This is a genomic window from Algoriphagus pacificus (assembly GCF_017254845.1).
Taxonomy (GTDB): domain Bacteria; phylum Bacteroidota; class Bacteroidia; order Cytophagales; family Cyclobacteriaceae; genus Algoriphagus; species Algoriphagus pacificus.
Genome location: NZ_JAFKCU010000002.1, coordinates 1,267,471 through 1,285,365 on the forward strand (window position 1 = coordinate 1,267,471; position 17,895 = coordinate 1,285,365).

A 17,895-nucleotide genomic window follows, 5' to 3' on the forward strand; every position below is an offset into this window, starting at 1 on the left:
AAAGTCTATCTTTTTTAAATAAAATACAGATGAACCAAGACCAATTTGACCCAAAAATCCTGGATAAGATTGAGCAGCTTCAAAGTAAGTTCAAAGCTTCGGGTCAAGATATGCTGTCCTACCTGGAAGGTTTGTTATATGCGGATTATTTAACCTATTGGGAATACATCAATCTAGACGTTTTACTATCCCTTCAGCAACCAAAAACATCCTTTCCAGACGAAAAGATTTTTATCATCTATCATCAGATCACGGAGCTCTATTTCAAATTGATTATTTCTGAAATAGAACAGATCTCGATCCAAGAACCGATTTCTGCTGATTTCTTTATTTCCAGATTGGAGCGCATCAATATGTATTTTGATCATCTGATCAGTTCTTTTGCGATGATGTGGAAAGGAATGGAAAGAGAGCAATTCCTGAAATTCAGAATGTCGCTTTTACCTTCCAGTGGGTTTCAATCTGCCCAGTATCGGGAAATAGAATTAATGGCGGCTGATGCTTTTAATCTGGTTGCGCTTAAGAATAGACATGAGCATGATTACCATAGTCCTGCTGATGATCTTTTTGAGCATTTGTATTGGCAGCAGGGAGCGATTGAATTGGCAACAGGGGAAAAGACTCTAACGCTCAAAAACTTTGAAATTAAGTACGGGAAAAAGCTTAAAGAAATAATTGAGCAGTATAGACGTAAAAATCTCTGGCAGAAATATATAGACTGTACCGATAAATCGGATGAGCTTATAGAAGCAATGAAGCAGTTCGATTTGAAAGCAAATGTTTTTTGGCCTTTGGCACATTACAAATCAGCTGTGAGATACCTGCAGAAAGATCCTGTAGATATCGCTGCAACAGGTGGAACTAACTGGCAAAAATACCTTCCTCCACGCTTTCAAAAAGTTATTTTTTATCCTGAACTATGGTCTGAGCAGGAAAAGGATGAGTGGGGAAAAGGATGGGTTGTCAAAGAAATTTTTGGAGATGATACCCCAGGGAAATATTAAGAAAGAAACCGTATCATAACGCTCCAATTCAATATAGGCAGGAAAGCAAATTTGATTTTCCTGCCTATTAATGGGATGGAATTACTCTTTAGAAATGACTTGTTTTTAAAGTGATTTTCTCGGGTAATGCTTTTTCACAAATGCAGCTGCATTATTAAAACAAAAATCTTCGACAGCGGCCCTGACATCCTCCAAAGAGGTTAAATGAGACAAGTATTTTTTATCACCGGATTTGCGTGCCTGTTCTATTTCAAAAATGAGATTTCCAGCAAATACCTCAAACTCCAAAACTGTAGGATAGGGGCTTACAGGATCAATTAATCCTTCTAAATCGGTTCCAATAGTAATGCATTTCCAAATGTTTGGTTTTTCTTCCTCTGTCAGATTTTGGCTGGAATAAGCACTTCTGACGATTCCCTCTATGTTTTCCCATAAGAGTTGGATGCCGTTTCTTTTAGAATCTTTGTCCTTATCCGTAATTCCTAAGATGCGTTGGTCAAAAGAAAGTCCAAACAACCCTCCGGTCTTCACGATGATTTCAATGTCTTCATCACAAAGATTGATGTTCCAACAATTGAAAAGTCCCGAATCATCACAAAAATCATCCACCTCCTGAGGCATTCTTTCAATATGTTTTTCCAAGGTTGAAATCCCAGAATAACCGCAATGTGAGCCAATCACAGGAATAACATCTCCCTTTTCGATACAAGGAATTACCACTTCCTCATAATACTCTTTTCTTGATCTTGCACTCATGTGCTTTACATCGATCAGAATTCTATAGCCAAGATTTTCATCCTTCTCCAGCTTTTTATTCAGACCTAGAAATTCTCTAAGAATCCTACGACCATTATCATTAAAGCCCTGATTGAGGTTTTCTGTCTGATCCAACAAAGCTTTTCCTTTATCTGGAATGGAATGGGCATGTCCACAAAGTTTGTTGTTAAAGTGATGGGCGAAAGTGATAAAGAAAACCGGAGTTGGCCATTCCTTTTTGATATGCTGTACCCTTCGGGAAACTTCTGCAATTGTCGCACGATCGGTTCCCAATGAATGAGCACCTTCAATGGTCAAAACCATAGTGATTTCATTGTCATCCTCAATGGATTTTGCCAGGTCTTCCGGACTCAGAGGGATATGATAGCAGGCATCTAGGGCCACCATTTCCCTTGGGAATTCGCTTTTTCTGTTTCTTTCAGATTCAAAAATTCTTCTCGCCAAACCCGGAGTGAATACTTCATTTTTCCTGATTCGCTTTCTGGAATCCTTGGTTACAAATTCCATCTCCCGATTCAAAGACTCCCAATAATCATAGGCAGTAGACTGGAAATAATCCACTGCTTCATCTGGGATCCTCATATAAGCCGTCTGGATAAAATCCCTCAGTGGGAGCTTGTGCGAAGTAGCATATGCAATCAGAAATCGGGACCATTTATCTTCTCCTACAGTGGGTTTAAATCCTTTGACAAATGATTTTTCAAGTGGATATAGAGAATTGAAAGTTAGTCTTAGGTTACCGTTCCAGGCTTTTACAAGATCCGTTTGGCTATAGGATGCTCCCATTTTTCCTTTGAGGTATCCTTTTCGATTGGAGGCAATGACAGTCCAAGGGCTGAATTCATTTCTTCTCTCGAAGCGTTTGCGCTGTTCCTGCATCCAGAAATGTGCGCGCATATGATTATGGCAGTGCAGATCAGAAAATCTCATTTTTCTAGTTTAAAAATTGAAAACTGATTTACCTCCCCAAAAAACAGCCGTAATATCTTTTACAACAGATTCGGAATTGGTGTAGTACCAATGATGAATGACTTCATGTAATAGTCCATCATCGTCATTGATATCTGTGACATCACATTGATAAATATCATCTGGCAAACTCAAGGTGTTTTTGGCACCCCATCTTCCCAGCCTGTTAAAAGCATTTTTAGTAACTTCAGAAACTCCTAAAGCCTGATCTTTATTATGGAAATAAACATGCACTCGTTCTCCTAAATCGATCAATCGATACATGGGTTTTGGTCTTTCTAGGGCATCGTAATCAATATCCGAACCTACCAAGACGATTTCTCCAAAGAGGCAATGCAACTCCATTCCTATATCCGCTAGCCCGGCAATCATGTTTTCAAGAACCCTATTTCCCATGCTATGGCATAGCAAATGGATTTTTTGTTCGCAAAGTGGCTTTCGGTCTTTAACCAGTTTTTCTCTGAAATACTCCCTCAAACTTGCCATGGATCTTGCTAAAGCAAATCCGGATTGAGAGGCATCGTAGGCATCCGAGCGGTATTTGAGCATCTGCTTTTTGGCCGGCCAGGTAAATAAGACTATATGGCAAATAGGAGAGTCCTCTGGTTCCACATACTTTTTATGAAGTTCTGCCAATGTTTGCATGGCAGTTTCCAGATCGGATTTAAACCCATGGACAAATACCAAAATATCCTCCCTTTTCTTGGCTTGGACTCCTGCCTTATACAAAGCTTCGAATATTTGACCAGAGGGGAATTTGGATTTGCTAATTGGCGCCCCATCGGTGTATTTAATCAAGGTGGGTTCATCTACCTCAGGAATAATATGGATTTTAAAATCTTTGAGCTTTTTCGCCTTTTTAGGATCAAAAGTCACTGTTCCATAGCGTAGGTTATGTCTTGCTTCTTCATCTCCATCCATTCGCATATACTCTTTTTCATTGACTGAAATGTAGCTTTTACTCTTTCTGGAGGTTACTTCTCTGTTTGTGATGATATAATGGCTAACCATTCTGATAAGATTTGAAAAATTGAAAATGAAAAACTTTACTTCCTGAATATTATCAGGTAATTAAAAAACCAAAGAGGCTTTTTTGACCTTAATTTCTAAATTATTTAACTGAATATCAAGGTTAAAACCATTTGAAGGGGTAGAGAATCTCAAATGATTTTCAATATATTGTGGGTTAAGAGTGGCGGCAAACAATCCGAAAAGCATCCTCTCTTTCAATTTTAACTAGTATCACCCAAAAATTAACCCTATGAATTTTCATTATTGCGCTGATTATGATGCCATGAGTCAAAAAGGCGCTGACCTGGTCCATTTTGAAATCGCTAAAAAACCAAATCTACTATTCTGTGTAGCGAGTGGAGGTTCCCCAGCTGGGCTTTACAGCTTAATGCATCAAAAGCATAGGAAGCATCCTGAATACTTCAATAAAGTAAGGATGATCAAACTTGATGAATGGGTAGGTTTACCTGCTGGGTCTGAGTTTTCCTCAGAGTTTGATGTGCAAAAGAAACTCTTACAGAAAATAGAGATTCCTTCAAGTCGCTATATTTCATTTGACGATCAGGCAAAGGATCCGGGACAAGAATGCGCCAGAGTTCAAGCAGAGTTGGATAAAGCAGGTCCTATTGATATTTGTATTCTGGGAATAGGTCAAAATGGACATATAGCTTTAAATGAGCCGGCTAAAGAAATGAAAATTGATTGCCATGTGGCTGATTTGACAGAAACGACTTTGGGAAGTGGGATGATAGAAAAAGTTGGAATCCCTTTAAAGCAGGGGATGACTTTGGGTTTGGGAGGAATCCTCAGTTCAAAAATGATCCTGCTATTTATCACTGGAAAAGGGAAAAAGGCGGCTTTTGAAAAATTGAAGAACCGGCAGATTAGCACGGAAATCCCGGCCTCATTACTTTGGTTGCACTCCAATGTGCAAGTGATAGTTGATGAATCTTCCTTATAAAAAAAAGGCTTACGGGAAATCGTAAGCCTTTTTATTTTAATCTACTTTAAATCTCTGTCACAAATTCCTCTATTGGATTTCTGACTTTCTTCATTGGCAGAAGCCAATCACCTTCCTCATCTCTGTATCCAATTGGAAGCATTAAGACAGATTTCAACCCCTTTGAACGAAGGTCAAGAAGTTCGTCAAGTTGCTCGCTATTAAACCCTTCCATAGGAGTAGCATCAATTTTCAACTCTGCCGCTTGAGCGATGGAAAGACCAAAAGCAATATAGGCTTGCTTTGCAGTATGAGTGAAATTCTGTTCAGGACTTTGCTTCAAATAAATTGCCTTCAACCGATTAGTGTAATCCACAAAACGATCACTTGGAAGTCCTCTTTCTTTGGAAGTCAAATTAAAAATAGAGTCAATTCTTTCCTCCGTATACTTATCCCAAGCTGCAAAAACCAAAACATGGGATGCATCAGCAACAATCTGTTGGCCATTAGATAAACCGACCATTTTGTTTTTCAATTCCTGATTTGAAATCACAAATATTCTGAACTGCTGCATGCCTGAGGAAGTAGGAGCAAGTCTTGCTGCTTCTACAATTTTATCTACATTCTCTTGACTGACCTTTTTGTTTGGGTCATATTTTTTGGTGGCATATCTCCACTCCAAATCATTTAATAGTGCCATTGTATTTAGATTTTAATGTTTTTTGATTGCTTGTTTCATTCAGATACCACAAGATATATTTAAAGGGAATAGTTCAATGTATGTGTATTAAATGTATAGACAGTAGAAAATACTGAAAGTATTTTATTTTAAAATTTCACCTTTCTTACACTCTTTTCTTTTGTGATTGAGTCAATTTTAAACTCAAAAAATGGGTATTATTTCATTTTCATAAGAATTCATATGGATTAAATAAATTTTTAGCAGGGATGTTTTGTACTTTGCTAATAGGAATTTCAGTATTCCAACCACCACCTGTACCTATTGTAATGATTCCCCAGCACCAACTCAATCCAGATCAGGATCATTCTTGTCTGGCTGATTCATATTTCCCTTGGAAGCCGATGCTCATTAGCATCTGTTTATTAATCTGCTGTTTACATGTAAAAGGACAAACTGCCGAAGAGCCTAATTCGGTTCGTCATTTTAGTGGTTCTCTGCAGGTCACTCAAAATGGTATTTCTCTGATTCCTTCCTTCAGTTTGGGAAAGCCGGCAACCTTACTGAATTTTTCAATAGGTGGTGAAAAAGTAGCTTTTGAACCCCAATTAAGGTTTGGCTTGGATGGTAAACCTTGGTCCTTTGTATTCTGGTGGAGATATAAAGGAATTAAAACCGATCACTTCAGTTTAAATGTGGGTGTTCACCCAGCCATTTCCTTTCGAAGGATGGTGACTTTGATGAATGGGCATGAAATAGAGGATGTAGTAGCAAAACGTTTTTTGACAGGAGAACTAGCACCCACTTGGTTGATTAATAAGAATTCCAGTCTAGGAATTTATTATTTACATGCTTTTGGTTTTGATCAGGGAATCAGTAAAAATACAGATTTTTTGGCCTTGAATGGAGTGATCAATAACATCAATCTATTTAGCAAGGTTTATTTGAACATGAACCCACAACTCTATTTGCTTCGGATGGATGAGGATCATGGATATTACGTCACTTCAAATTTCAATCTGAGATACGGGACATTTCCAATTTCTATTGGCTCAATTGTCAACAAAGCCATTGATACAGAGATAGCTGGGAAGGAATTTATCTGGAATATCAGTTTGATTTATTCCTTTAACCAGCAATTTGAAAGAAAGTAAGATGGATTTTAGTTTAGATTTTGATGTTAAAACCATGCAACAAAACCAATCTTAAACCTACGTAAATCACTAATAGGGCAGTCAACCCTCCTAAAAATCGAAGGTTAAACTTCTTACTGGAAAGGTAGGAACCAATGGAACCTCCTAACACTACAGCAAGAATTAGTTTCCAAATGAGTTCTGTGTCAAACTCAAAAGTGCCAGCCACGGTCAAACCGATCAGTCCAGCTATAGAATTAACTAGGATAAAGACGGAAGCTAGAGAAGCCACTGTTCTAGGATCTTTCCAATTCAACAGATTAAGAACGGGTGAAAGGAAAATCCCACCTCCAATACCTGAAACTCCAGCTAAAAGCCCAACACTTCCACCCAAAGCCAGCTTTTTTGAAACGCTGAATTCCTGGGATTTCAATTTTACTTTGATATATCGAATCAGCATAAAAACTCCAGAAAGTATCAATGCTGTGCCGAGAATTAAAAAGAAGGAAGTCTGTGAAAGTTTCAGTTGAGCGCCTAAATAGGCCAAAGGAATGCTGCTGATTAGAAATGGCCAGAAGAGTTTGAAATCAAATACTTTGTTTCTTACAAAAATCAAGGTACCGATTGTAACCACGCAGATGTTTAGAATTAAAGCAGTCGATCTAATTTGAAAGAAATCAGTGATAAATAGACTGAGAATAGCCAAATAACTAGATCCACCACCAAAGCCAACGGAACTGTAAAATAAAGCGATGATAAAAAAGATGAAGGGTAGGTAGTCTATACTCATAAGATCGATTTCAATTTCAGAGATTGAAATACTGGTTTGGTTTACCTAAGTAAAGAAGAAAACTGCTTTGAACGGCAGATTTTGATAGGTTTTTGTTTTTATAAAAAGGCAAAAAATAAGCTCAAGAAAATCAATTGATTCTCCTGAGCTCAGCGTTAATTTAAATCTATTTACATTCTTAGATTTTCCATTTCCATTAGCTTAGGCTGGAAAGGTTGCTCATATAAGCGCTTTCCCGTCGCTTTGTATAAGGAATTGCCCAAAGCAGCAAAAACAGGAGGGAAGAGAGGCTCACCAAGTCCAGTTGGTGCTTCATTACTTTCCACAAAATGGACCTCGATTTTCTTTGGAGCTTCCCTATGGCGTATCATTCGATAGGTATCAAAATTTGTTTTTGTAGGAGCTCCATTTTCGAAGGCCATTTCTCCGTAGAATGCATTTCCTATTCCATCTACAATTGCTCCTTCACCCATATTCGCAGCAGCATCAGGATTGACTACAATTCCACAATCAACTGCGGCAAATACATTTTCTACCACAGGCTGTTTGTCTTTGATGCTGATATCTACGACTTCAGCCACATAAGAATTATGGCAGAAATAAGCTGAAACACCTCTAGAAATTCCATTTGGCACGTTAGACCAGTTCGATTTATCTCTTACCAACTCCAAAACTCCCGCATAACGTTTCGGATCATAATCATTGTTTTCTCCTACAGGATTGGTTTCAGCTCTTTTCAGCAATTCCAATCTGAATTCAATCGGATCTTTACCCATTTCTTCTGCCAATTCATCTAGGAAGCTTTGCTCTGCTCCGGCGATAAAATTGGATCGCGGTGCACGGAAAGCACCAATGGTAATATTGGATTCAATTTGCCAACCTTCGGCAAGGTAATTATCAATTGCTCCAGCGGGGAATCTATTCGCATGAATCGGAGACTCTGGAATACCTCCTGCTTTCACATGAAGTGCAAGCAGGTTGTTATTTTCATCTAAAGCAGCTCGGTAAGTTGCAGAGTAAGTTGGTCTATAAACTCCAGCAGTCATATCATCTTCACGGGTATAGACCATTTTTACAGGTGCTTGGATTTTCTGAGAAATCAAAGCTGCTTCCGTCATATGGTGACTATAGGCTCTTCTTCCGAAACCACCACCCATTCTGGCCAGATTGATTTGGACATTTTCTTGAGGCATTCCCAATCTTGCGGCAATAGTTTGTCGAATCAGTTCAGGTGCCTGGGTTGGACCATAAATCACTGCTTTATCTCCTTTTACGTCGGCAAAGCAGTTCATCGGTTCCATCGTATTATGCGCCAAGAAAGGAGCCGTATAGGTTCTTTCCATTACCTTGAAAGCCTTTTTGAAAGCTCCTTCAGGATCCCCGTCTTTTCTTAAAATATTACCCGGTTTTTGGATGTACTCTGCCATTTGATTTTTATGGGAACTGCTATTTTCCAATCCAGCTGGCACTTTGATATCTATGTTATTTCCTCCTCTTCCTGCCATTGGAAATGTAGTTTCAGGAGCTTTTTCCCATTCTGCTTTCAGGTTTTTCTTAGCCTGCAAAACTTCCCAAGTTGAATTCCCAACTATTGCAATGATCTCAGGGAAGGTAGTGGTGTCAAAAAAGTTTCTGGCATAGTCGTCTTTGAAGATTTTCACTTCAAATGCGTCTAGAATTCCAGGCATGGATGTCACCGAGCTTTTATCAAATGATTTCAATTTCATACCAAATGCCGGAGGATGAACGATCGCTGCATACTTCATTCCTTCCACCTTATGGTCTATTCCAAACATAGGCTTTCCGGTAACGATCTTCGTACCGTCTACATTCTTTTTGGAATTACCGATAATTTTGAAATCTGAAATTTCTTTGAGTTTAACGGTCTCAGGATCTGGAGCTTCTAAGGTTCCGGCTAAAGAAGCTAATTCCCCATATCCAGCTCTTTTTCCTGAGGCTATGTGTTCTACATATCCAGCCTTTGTTGTGATTTCAGTTGCTGGAACATTCCAGGTTTGGGCTGCAGAATTCACGATCAGTTGTCTGGCAGTTGCCCCAGCAGTTCGCAATGGAGTCCAAGCAGATCTAACTCCTTGGCTTCCTCCAGTGAATTGACGGTCAAATCGCTCAGGATAAAAATCAGCCTGTTCGACGAACACATTTTTCCAATCCACATCTAGCTCTTCTGCCAGAATCATGGGAAGGGAAGTTTTGACATTGGAACCGAATTCCGGATTCGGATTGAAAAGTGTCACAGCACCATTTTCACCAATTTTGATATAACTGTTTAGCTCAAACCATTCCTTAGGCATGGTCAAGACTTCCTCTGGCGTCGGTTTACAACCTGCTAGCCAACTAAAACTCAACATCATTCCACCACCCGCAAGTGTAGAGACTTTCAGAAAGGATCTTCTATCTAATTTTTTCTTTAATATGGTCATGATCTGCTGGTTTAGACGTTTTGAGAAGCTGTTTTGATGGCTGCTTTGATACGGGTGTATGTGCCGCAGCGACAGATATTACCATTCATCGCATTATCAATATCCTCATCACTTGGACTTGGATTATCTTTTAGCAAGGCCACTGCAGACATGATCTGTCCAGCTTGGCAATAGCCGCATTGGGGAACATCATGTTCCAGCCAAGCTTTTTGAACAGGGTGATCGCCTTTTTCAGAAATACCTTCGATAGTTGTGATTTCAGCGCCTTCAGCAGCGGAAACAGGTAGTTGGCATGAGCGGGTTGCCGTGCCGTCCAAATGAATAGTACAAGCACCACATTGCGCAATCCCACAACCGAATTTCGTTCCTACTAAATCCAAATGATCCCGGAGAACCCAAAGCATGGGAGTATTCGGATCTACGTCAACTTGTTTGTTTTGTCCGTTAATCGAGAGGTTAAATATGGCCATATTGCTTTTGGTTTAGAATTAAAGGTAGCCTTTTTTCAATTTTTATCTTAACGAAAATCAAACGAAAACTACTAGATATCAATTAAATAAGCGTTTTCAGCGCTGTTTGTTTGCTCGGTTCAAATAGGAATCCAAGGCTGAATGGTTGATAAAAAAACTTTTTCCAACTGCAACTCATGGAGCATTAGCCTAGGTCGTAAGGAGATCAATAAATTTTGAAAGAAAATGAGAGCAGGGATTTCTTTTGAAAAAATGGTTAACTGGATTTTGATTTGATTGGGCTTAAATTTTAGCTAGCCCATTCCAGTTAAGGGTTGATAATTTAATTTTTCTGGAACTTCTTCAACTCTTTTTTATCCATTTCTTGGGTTATCAAATCCATTGGGTGTGAAATAACGGTGTTTTCTAGTTCTTCAGAACTGATAATTGAACCGTCTTCCGTAAAGATGTTTACAGGAAAATTCACCCATGTCATTCCCTTTTCCCCAAATTCCCATCTACTCTGAACCATCTTCACATGTTGTTTAGATTGGTTGGCATCTAGTTCAGAAGTGGCAATCACTTGGCCGGGATAGACTAGCTCACCCACAGAGACAGTTTCTGAATTTTTCTTTAAACCACTCAATCTACTGAAAGTACCATCTTCATGATAAATCTCAATATAGTTCTCAGAATCAAAATTTGAGGGTCCGGATGTATTTGCCTCTAAATCCATTTTCATTTCAGAAACAATCCCTTTTCTTGGAGAAACTATTGAAGTCTCCTCTTCAAAATAGAAGCCAACTCCTGTGTAAGAATCCTTTTTGGAAGGATCAGAATATTGAACTGATAAAGGACTTATTTTGACCGTTTGATCTGCTTCTCCAGGGATCAAATAGGGCAAGTTGGAGGGAATCGTCTCCTGAAAATTCCCCTTAAATAATTTCGTGTTGTATTGAAATCCTGTTTTTTCGTTGCTATAAATGGATTGAAGCTTGACTAAATCAGTTTTTCCGGGATCTGCAGTAGCTAAAATAATATTGCCTTTCAGAGACTCTAGATTTTCCAGTTTCAGAAATTCTATTTGAATAGTGTAGGGGATTTTTTCTTTGTTGAAAGCAATCAGAGTCAGGTTTCTTTCTTGATCTTGTTCAGCCACTATTTCAACCTGGGCAGATAATTGAATGCTTGAAAGTAAAATGACAGCTAGGATAAAATATTTCATTCTAATTTTTGGATCGGGATTCATAAAATCTGCCTCCAAAATAATGATTCTTTAGTTTATCCCCTTATATAAAAATGATTCATTCATAATTGAAATGAATAATCCTTCAAATCTTCTGAGGATTATCAAAAAGCTTAAATAGTACTGAAATACTTGCTAGGACGAATACGATCTGGAAAATTTCCGTCATGCTTCCTATCACAAATCCAACTCCACAACCCAGGCATAGAAGAATTCCAATCAGAAAGAGTAGTGACTTCATTTGGTTGAGTGTTAATGCTTTCAGCATGAAACCAATCCAAATGCCAGCTTTTTTTAACTTTTTATAAGGTCAAATAGCCTTTTGAAAGGTTAGTTAACCTGTTTTACGTTTTCGAGTTAAAAACCGGGAATTTTCCTTGAGAAATACATTCCTCAGTTTGGGAAGGAAATTGTCCTGTCAATTGAAAGTCTCCGAATTAATTCATCTTTTTTCAATGGTCTATAGATCCTTTAAGACAATCGAATAAAAGAGCCCATTCGGTTTTCTTGTTCATCCAAATGGATTTATCAGGAAGAAAAATAACTTTGCCAAGCTTTTAGTATCATTCCAAACCAAATTTCGATTACCCAATGCAATTCACAACAAGCATCAAATCTTTTTCAGAACTGAGCAACGAGGAACTTTATGCGATCATTCGACTCAGAAATGAGGTCTTTGTTGTGGAGCAAAATTGTGTTTTTCAAGATGCGGACAATAAGGATCAAAAAGCTTTTCACGTGCAGGTGAAAAAAGGAGATGAACTGGCTGCTTATACTCGAATTTTACCCGCAGGAATTTCTTATGAAGAAGTTTCAATTGGGAGAGTCGTCAGTGATATGAAGTTCCGCGGAACGGGAGCAGGAAGGAAAGTGATGCAGGAATCCTTGAATTTTATCAAACAGACGTATGGAAATTGTGTAGTCAGAATTAGTGCACAAACCTATTTATTGAAATTTTATAAATCATTTGATTTTCAAGAAGTTGGAGAGGTTTACTTAGAGGATGACATTGAGCATATTGAAATGGTAGCTCAGCTGTAATTAGACTTTGTACTGTCTTTATTTTCACTTTTTAAGAAGCAATAAAAAAATCCGGGAAAGTATTATCTTGACGGTACTTACTTTGGTTTCTTCGCTTGTCAAAACTTGTTTTGAGAATACTTGTAGCAATTTCACTGGCAGCAGCTAAGTAATAGTACCCTCATTAAATTGCATGCTTTTTTAGTGCTGTCAAGATGAAAAAAAGACTCTTACTAATTGTCATTTATTTGGCATTTATCAGCCTTGGTTTGCCGGATTCTTTGTTGGGTGCTGGTTGGCCGTCCATGTATAAAAGCTTGGGGACTCCCATTCATTTTGCAGGAATCATCTCCATGATCGTAGCTGGTGGAACAGTTATTTCCAGCCTATTCAGTGCAAGATTTATCAATCGCTTTGGTGTTGCTAAAATCACCGCATTCAGTGTCTTCCTGACCGCTATTTCTTTGTTTGGTTTTGCCTATTCTGATCAATTTATTTTCCTCTGCCTTCTGGCTGTTCCTCTCGGTTTGGGAGCAGGATGTGTGGATGTTGCCTTGAATAATTATGTGGCCCTGCATTATCAGGCAAAGCATATGAATTGGCTGCATTGCTTTTGGGGAGTGGGGGCTGCGATTGGCCCAATGCTAATGGCTGGATATCTGGCTCAGGGGAAATCCTGGGAAAGCGGATATCATACGGTGGCTTTGATCCAATTTGGATTGGTTTTGATTTTAGTTTTATCATTCCCGCTATGGATCAAGAAAGAGGAGAATGCCAATGAAGCGAATGAGACTTCCAGCAGCAAATCCTTTAAAAGGATTTTGGCTATTCCAGGGCTTAAATCTGCCTTATTGCTGTTCTTTTGTTATTGTACCATCGAAGCAACTTTTGGACTTTGGGCAGCCAGCTATTTGGTTTTTGTCCGAGAATTTAAAGTTGAAGACGCCGCCCAATTGGTTTCCTTGTATTATGGTGGGATAACTATTGGTCGATTTTTATCTGGATTTATTTCCTTGAAATTGAGTAATCAAAATCTAGTCAAAGCAGGGCAGGGTCTGATTTTACTGGGTTTGGTTTTACTTTTCTTGCCAACAGAATTTACAATAATCCCAGGGATCTTATTGGTTGGATTGGGCTGCGCACCTATTTTCCCAAGTTTATTACATGAGACTCCGAGAAACTTTGGTGAAAAGGATTCAGAATCCATCATGGGAATGCAAATGGCAAGTGCCTATGTGGGAATTACGATTATGCCTCTGATTTTTGGAAAGTTGGCTGGACAGATTGGATTTGAGTCCTTCATTGGCTTCCTCGGATTGATTCTTTTGCTGAAAGTCTTCCTTACTTATGATATGAATGTTCGCGTTTCAAAGCGAAAAAAATCTATTGAAGGAAAATAATTGAAAGGAAAACAAGTCTAAGATTCATGCATAAAACTCAAAAAAGCATTCAGGCAGATCTGATCACAAAAATTCTATTGATTAGCTATTTACTGATTTTGATCTGGATTTTACTTTTTAAATTCGGAGTTCAGTTTTCTTACATGAGTGAAAGAAACATCAATCTTTCTCCTTTCCGCGAGTTTTATACCAGTGCCGAAAATGTAGACCCTCCCCAGATCATTCTAAATATCCTGATCTTTGTCCCGCTCGGCTTATATACTGGGATACTATTTTCAAAGCTTCATTTTTTCACAAAAACAGCCTTGTTTTTTCTGGTGAGTTTCTTCATCGAGCTCTTTCAATACATTCTTAAAATTGGAGCCTTTGACATCACAGACATCATCAATAATACAGCAGGAGGAATCCTCGGATTACTGATTTTAAAATTTCTTATTCTACTTTTTGGTACACATCTCAAGGCCCAAAAAGTTGTCAACTGGCTGGGGATTTTAGGAACTGTATTGATGCTGCTTTTACTGATCCTACTCAAGCTAAATATGCTTCCAATTCGGTATCAATAAACCGATAGTCTCAGCAGTTATTGCTTTTTAACCCTTGGTCAATAAGGCTTCATGAATAAAACAATAAGCCCAATCTTCTCCTAGTTCGGCCGATTTGATTACCGGATGGTTCATCTTTCTGGCATGGGCACTGGCATGTTGGTTTGGTGAGGAATCGCAACAAAGGGTTACTCCGCATTCCTGACAGGTACGCAGATGCACCCATCGATCTCCTGTTTTTACACATTCCTCACATTCATAGGCTTTTGGATCCTTATTCTCATAATTATCCAGATGTTCACAGCTTCCAAATCGCATAATTCTAAGGTGTTTATTCGGTTAAAATGAGGCTAAATATTCATGTACAAATTTGATTGCCATAGAACCTTCACCCACTGCTGAGGCAACTCTGTTCATAGCCCCGGCACGAACGTCTCCTGCTGCAAAAATCCCAGGGATACAGGTTTCCAAAAGCAAAGGATCCCGTTTTAGTTTCCAGCTTTTTTTGAAATTAGGATAGTTGGCTAGGGAAGGACCTGTCTCTACAAAGCCACTTTTATCCTTGATCATATCTATTTTCAGCCAGTCTGTAACAGGCTTGGCACCAATGAAAATAAACAGGGCTGCAGCGGCTCTTGTCTCTTCTTTGTTGATTTTTGAGTTAACGAGAATAATCTCGGAAAGCCTACCATTTCCTTTTACTTCAGTGATTTCGGCTTGGCCTAACACTTCAATGTTTTCAGTAGAAGCTATTTGATCAATCAGATACTGAGACATGCTGCTGCTCAGATCAGGTTTTCTGATGACGATAAATACTTTTCTTGCAAATTTGGAAAGGTACATAGCCGCCTGACCTGCAGAATTCCCACCTCCAACAATATAGATATCTTCATTTTCACAGGCTGTAGCCTCTGTTGTTGCTGCTCCATAATAAATTCCGGCACCAGTAAAATCGTCAATTCCTTTTGCAGGATGCTTTCTGTAATCCACACCAGTAGCGATAATGATGGTTTTGGAATTGATGACTTCTCCATTTTTCAGGCTGATAATCTTATAATTATCTTTTACTTCAATATTCACCACCTCTTGAGGAGAGAGGAATTCAATCCCAAAGCGAGTAGCTTGAGTAATAGCCCTTCTGGAAAGCTCAGCGCCGCTTAGACCATTCGGGAAACCTAAGTAATTTTCAATTCTGGAACTGGTCCCAGCCTGACCTCCAGGGGCTCTTTTTTCAATCAATAAAGTATTCAATCCTTCAGAGCCTCCATACACACTTGCTGCCAATCCAGCTGGACCTGCCCCGATTACCGCCACATCATACATGGCTTGTTTGGCTTTGATGGACATCCCAGATTTTTCGCCTACCTCAGAGGTACTTGGATTGGTTAGATAACTTCCATCATCAAAGAAAACTGCAGGAAGATCCTTCATATCAATGCCATGCAACTCAAGCAATTCTTTTCCCTTTTCGCTGGTCTCGATATTCATCCAATTATAAGGAACCAAGTTGCCGGACAGAAAATCTTTGATTTGATGGGATTTGGGAGACCATTGATGTCCAACTATCCTCAATCCTGTTGCTTCCGGAATATAGCTTCCTTTCCAGTCCTCCAACTGATCATGAAGGATGGGGAAAAGCTTTTCCTCTGGAGGATTCCAAGGTTTCAGAAGATAGTAATCCAATTGTACATCATTGATGGCTTTAATGGCAGCTTCGATATCAGAATAGGCAGTGAGTAAAATCCTTTTGGCCTCTGGATAAAATGCTTTGGCTTTTTCTAGAAAAGTAACGCCAAGCATTTCAGGCATGCGTTGATCTGAGAGGAAAAGGGCAACTGTTTCCCCTTTCTTTTTGAATTCAGGCAAAGCTTCTAAAGCTTCCAAAGCAGATTGGGTCGCGATAATTCGATAATCTTGCCTAAACTCCTCCCTTACATCCCTTTGAACTGACTTCAGAACTGCTGGATCATCATCCAACAGAAATATGATGGGTTTTTTCATGAATTATGCCTCAGTAATTGGTAAGCAAATGGTAAAAATTGTTTTGCCGGGTTCGGATTCTAGATAGACCGCTCCCTTGTGCTGTACTTTTATGATTTGCTGAACAAATTCAAGTCCCAGCCCGGTTCCTTTTCCGATACCTTTGGTGGTAAAGAAAGGATCAAAGATTTTATCCTGGATTTCCTTCGGGATTCCTGTTCCCGAATCTTCGATTTTAATATTCAAAAATTCTCCTTCTTTTTTGGTGGAAATAGTTAACTGTTTTTGTGATTGATCTTCCATGGCATCAATTGCATTGTCAACCAAATTGGTCCAAACCTGATTGAGTGGGCTCGCCAGAATGGATGCTTTTGGTAAATCTTCTGCATAGTTTTTTACAACTTTCACATCTTTCAGCTTATGATTGAGCATGGTCAATGTGTTATTCAGGCCAACATGAATATCCGTTGGGGTTTTCTCAGGAGCCTGATCCATATGGGTATAACTCTTAATGGAGGAAACCAAATCGTTGATTCTCTGAGAGGCATCTTCGATCTCGGAAACAAGCTTTTCTGTTTTGAAAACTTGGTTCAGCCAACTGAAAATCGCGTTTTGCTGAGAATCTGGAATGGCTTCGGAAAAGGATTCTAAATCATCCTCCGTAATCCCAAAATCCACAAAATTGGCAGATAGTTCATCCGCGTCTTCAATTCCATGATCATCTAACCAGTCCATCAATTCATCTTCCAGACTTGACTTTTCAATCAGATTCATCTCTTTGATATTCCCATCTATCTTTTGGAAAAGGGTGGTCGTGATCCTATCTATTTCTTCATCAGAGATCTTGATTTTGATGACATTCTTGAATTTATCAGGACTGATTTTCAAGAGTTTGGACAACTCCTTCGAACTCCTCACTACAGCTGCTGATGGATTATTTAGCTCATGCGCCAAACCCGCAGATAGTTTTCCAAGAGCCATCATTTTATCATCTTGCTGTTCTTGTTTAGTGAATTGGCGGATTCGGGTACTCATGGCATGGACAAATACCGTTGTCAATTCATGATGATCCCGGATCATTTCTTTAAAAAGTGCTTCATCCAAACTGATCACAGAGGAGTCGCTAAGCGCTTCGGCATAAGCACGGGCAGATTGCGCTCTGGAATAGGGGAGCATTCCCGTTATCGTATATTTTTGAAGACGACCTACATTTACAAATTGATTGTTTCTTTTTAATCGAAGGGTGAAATCACCTTCTAAAATGATGAAGAGGCGATTAATAGGATCTCCAGGTGAAAACATGGTTTCCCCTTGCTTGATTTCATGAAACTCGCTGTTGTTGATCAACCAGTTTAATTGCTCCTCAGGAACGTCCTTCAGTTCATCAATTTGCTGTAATGCCGCTAATGTATCCATTGGATTTAATTTAAGAAGAATAGCAGGTTTAAGTTCTATTTCCTCGAGTTTTAATAAACTGAAATCATTTCAATTTAGGTCATTTTAGTCCCCAAATA

The 17,895-nt window shown here is 39.0% G+C and carries 17 protein-coding genes; 6 read left to right on the top strand and 11 right to left on the bottom strand.

The features are described from left to right. Nucleotides 1–29: 29 nt before the first annotated feature. Nucleotides 30–1,004 carry a tryptophan 2,3-dioxygenase family protein gene (locus tag J0A69_RS12205; RefSeq protein ID WP_206586834.1) on the top strand — a complete coding sequence of 325 codons (975 nt, stop codon included), beginning with the start codon at nt 30–32 and terminating at the stop codon, nt 1,002–1,004. Between the two features lie 105 nt (nt 1,005–1,109). Here J0A69_RS12205 and J0A69_RS12210 read toward each other — a convergent pair whose 3' ends face one another. Together J0A69_RS12210 and J0A69_RS12215 are read right to left on the bottom strand one after the other, a co-directional pair. Then, nucleotides 1,110–2,678 (bottom strand): amidohydrolase family protein, encoded by a 1,569-nt coding sequence (locus J0A69_RS12210; protein ID WP_206586835.1) that lies wholly within the window; start codon nt 2,676–2,678, stop codon nt 1,110–1,112. A gap of 42 nt (nt 2,679–2,720) precedes the next feature. Next, complete coding sequence (locus J0A69_RS12215; protein WP_206586836.1) at nt 2,721–3,761, bottom strand: alpha/beta hydrolase; 1,041 nt, start codon at nt 3,759–3,761, stop codon at nt 2,721–2,723. A 250-nt stretch (nt 3,762–4,011) separates the two neighbouring features. Here J0A69_RS12215 and J0A69_RS12220 point away from each other — a divergent pair, with 250 nt between their 5' ends. Further along, entirely contained in the window at nt 4,012–4,722 is a 711-nt protein-coding gene (locus tag J0A69_RS12220) for a 6-phosphogluconolactonase (RefSeq protein WP_206586837.1), read from the top strand. Between the two features lie 46 nt (nt 4,723–4,768). On the opposite strand, the gene J0A69_RS12225 is transcribed toward J0A69_RS12220, so the two are convergent. Continuing rightward, nucleotides 4,769–5,401, bottom strand: coding sequence for an NAD(P)H-dependent oxidoreductase (locus tag J0A69_RS12225; RefSeq protein WP_206586838.1), 633 nt, complete (start codon nt 5,399–5,401; stop codon nt 4,769–4,771). A 308-nt stretch (nt 5,402–5,709) separates the two neighbouring features. Between J0A69_RS12225 and J0A69_RS12230 the strand changes: the two genes are divergently transcribed. Continuing rightward, a complete protein-coding gene (locus tag J0A69_RS12230; protein ID WP_206586839.1) occupies nt 5,710–6,534 on the top strand; it encodes a hypothetical protein in 825 nt (274 codons plus the stop codon). Nucleotides 6,535–6,547: 13 nt separating this feature from the next. Here the strand turns inward: J0A69_RS12230 and J0A69_RS12235 are convergent, their stop codons facing one another. The 5 genes from J0A69_RS12235 to J0A69_RS12255 all read right to left on the bottom strand — a co-directional run bounded on the left by J0A69_RS12235 (nt 6,548) and on the right by J0A69_RS12255 (nt 11,680). Next, entirely contained in the window at nt 6,548–7,303 is a 756-nt protein-coding gene (locus tag J0A69_RS12235; RefSeq protein ID WP_206586840.1) for a sulfite exporter TauE/SafE family protein, read from the bottom strand. Between the two features lie 170 nt (nt 7,304–7,473). Beyond that, nucleotides 7,474–9,744, bottom strand: a complete 2,271-nt coding sequence (locus tag J0A69_RS12240) for a xanthine dehydrogenase family protein molybdopterin-binding subunit (RefSeq protein WP_206586841.1) — start codon at nt 9,742–9,744, stop codon at nt 7,474–7,476. 11 nt (nt 9,745–9,755) lie between these two features. Then, complete coding sequence (locus tag J0A69_RS12245) at nt 9,756–10,214, bottom strand: (2Fe-2S)-binding protein (RefSeq protein WP_236032819.1); 459 nt, start codon at nt 10,212–10,214, stop codon at nt 9,756–9,758. 322 nt (nt 10,215–10,536) lie between these two features. After that, entirely contained in the window at nt 10,537–11,418 is an 882-nt protein-coding gene (locus J0A69_RS12250; protein WP_206586842.1) for a M23 family metallopeptidase, read from the bottom strand. A gap of 106 nt (nt 11,419–11,524) precedes the next feature. After that, entirely contained in the window at nt 11,525–11,680 is a 156-nt protein-coding gene (locus tag J0A69_RS12255) for a hypothetical protein (protein WP_206586843.1), read from the bottom strand. A 350-nt stretch (nt 11,681–12,030) separates the two neighbouring features. Here J0A69_RS12255 and J0A69_RS12260 point away from each other — a divergent pair, with 350 nt between their 5' ends. The 3 genes from J0A69_RS12260 (at nt 12,031) to J0A69_RS12270 (ending at nt 14,422) form a co-directional block, all read left to right on the top strand. After that, nucleotides 12,031–12,480 (top strand): GNAT family N-acetyltransferase, encoded by a 450-nt coding sequence (locus J0A69_RS12260; RefSeq protein WP_206586844.1) that lies wholly within the window; start codon nt 12,031–12,033, stop codon nt 12,478–12,480. Nucleotides 12,481–12,674: 194 nt separating this feature from the next. Continuing rightward, nucleotides 12,675–13,859 carry an MFS transporter gene (locus J0A69_RS12265; protein ID WP_206586845.1) on the top strand — a complete coding sequence of 395 codons (1,185 nt, stop codon included), beginning with the start codon at nt 12,675–12,677 and terminating at the stop codon, nt 13,857–13,859. Nucleotides 13,860–13,885: 26 nt separating this feature from the next. Further along, entirely contained in the window at nt 13,886–14,422 is a 537-nt protein-coding gene (locus J0A69_RS12270) for a VanZ family protein (protein ID WP_206586846.1), read from the top strand. A 27-nt stretch (nt 14,423–14,449) separates the two neighbouring features. Here J0A69_RS12270 and J0A69_RS12275 read toward each other — a convergent pair whose 3' ends face one another. The 3 genes from J0A69_RS12275 to J0A69_RS12285 are packed head-to-tail and all read right to left on the bottom strand — an operon-like array spanning nt 14,450 to nt 17,797. Further along, on the bottom strand, nt 14,450–14,719 hold the full coding sequence (locus J0A69_RS12275) for a UBP-type zinc finger domain-containing protein (RefSeq protein WP_206586847.1): 270 nt from the start codon (nt 14,717–14,719) through the stop codon (nt 14,450–14,452). Nucleotides 14,720–14,740: 21 nt separating this feature from the next. Then, nucleotides 14,741–16,402: an FAD-dependent oxidoreductase gene (locus tag J0A69_RS12280; protein WP_206586848.1), complete on the bottom strand. Its 1,662-nt coding sequence runs from the start codon at nt 16,400–16,402 to the stop codon at nt 14,741–14,743. Between the two features lie 3 nt (nt 16,403–16,405). After that, nucleotides 16,406–17,797: an ATP-binding protein gene (locus J0A69_RS12285; protein WP_206586849.1), complete on the bottom strand. Its 1,392-nt coding sequence runs from the start codon at nt 17,795–17,797 to the stop codon at nt 16,406–16,408. Nucleotides 17,798–17,895: the final 98 nt, after the last annotated feature.

Coding starts and splice junctions, on each gene's coding strand:
- J0A69_RS12205 (WP_206586834.1), top strand. CDS start 30: ATGAACCAAGACCAATTTGACCCAAAAATCCTGGATAAGATTGAGCAG.
- J0A69_RS12210 (WP_206586835.1), bottom strand. CDS start 2,678: ATGCGCGCACATTTCTGGATGCAGGAACAGCGCAAACGCTTCGAGAGA.
- J0A69_RS12215 (WP_206586836.1), bottom strand. CDS start 3,761: ATGGTTAGCCATTATATCATCACAAACAGAGAAGTAACCTCCAGAAAG.
- J0A69_RS12220 (WP_206586837.1), top strand. CDS start 4,012: ATGAATTTTCATTATTGCGCTGATTATGATGCCATGAGTCAAAAAGGC.
- J0A69_RS12225 (WP_206586838.1), bottom strand. CDS start 5,401: ATGGCACTATTAAATGATTTGGAGTGGAGATATGCCACCAAAAAATAT.
- J0A69_RS12230 (WP_206586839.1), top strand. CDS start 5,710: ATGATTCCCCAGCACCAACTCAATCCAGATCAGGATCATTCTTGTCTG.
- J0A69_RS12235 (WP_206586840.1), bottom strand. CDS start 7,303: ATGAGTATAGACTACCTACCCTTCATCTTTTTTATCATCGCTTTATTT.
- J0A69_RS12240 (WP_206586841.1), bottom strand. CDS start 9,744: ATGACCATATTAAAGAAAAAATTAGATAGAAGATCCTTTCTGAAAGTC.
- J0A69_RS12245 (WP_236032819.1), bottom strand. CDS start 10,214: ATGGCCATATTTAACCTCTCGATTAACGGACAAAACAAACAAGTTGAC.
- J0A69_RS12250 (WP_206586842.1), bottom strand. CDS start 11,418: ATGAAATATTTTATCCTAGCTGTCATTTTACTTTCAAGCATTCAATTA.
- J0A69_RS12255 (WP_206586843.1), bottom strand. CDS start 11,680: ATGAAGTCACTACTCTTTCTGATTGGAATTCTTCTATGCCTGGGTTGT.
- J0A69_RS12260 (WP_206586844.1), top strand. CDS start 12,031: ATGCAATTCACAACAAGCATCAAATCTTTTTCAGAACTGAGCAACGAG.
- J0A69_RS12265 (WP_206586845.1), top strand. CDS start 12,675: ATGAAAAAAAGACTCTTACTAATTGTCATTTATTTGGCATTTATCAGC.
- J0A69_RS12270 (WP_206586846.1), top strand. CDS start 13,886: ATGCATAAAACTCAAAAAAGCATTCAGGCAGATCTGATCACAAAAATT.
- J0A69_RS12275 (WP_206586847.1), bottom strand. CDS start 14,719: ATGCGATTTGGAAGCTGTGAACATCTGGATAATTATGAGAATAAGGAT.
- J0A69_RS12280 (WP_206586848.1), bottom strand. CDS start 16,402: ATGAAAAAACCCATCATATTTCTGTTGGATGATGATCCAGCAGTTCTG.
- J0A69_RS12285 (WP_206586849.1), bottom strand. CDS start 17,797: ATGGATACATTAGCGGCATTACAGCAAATTGATGAACTGAAGGACGTT.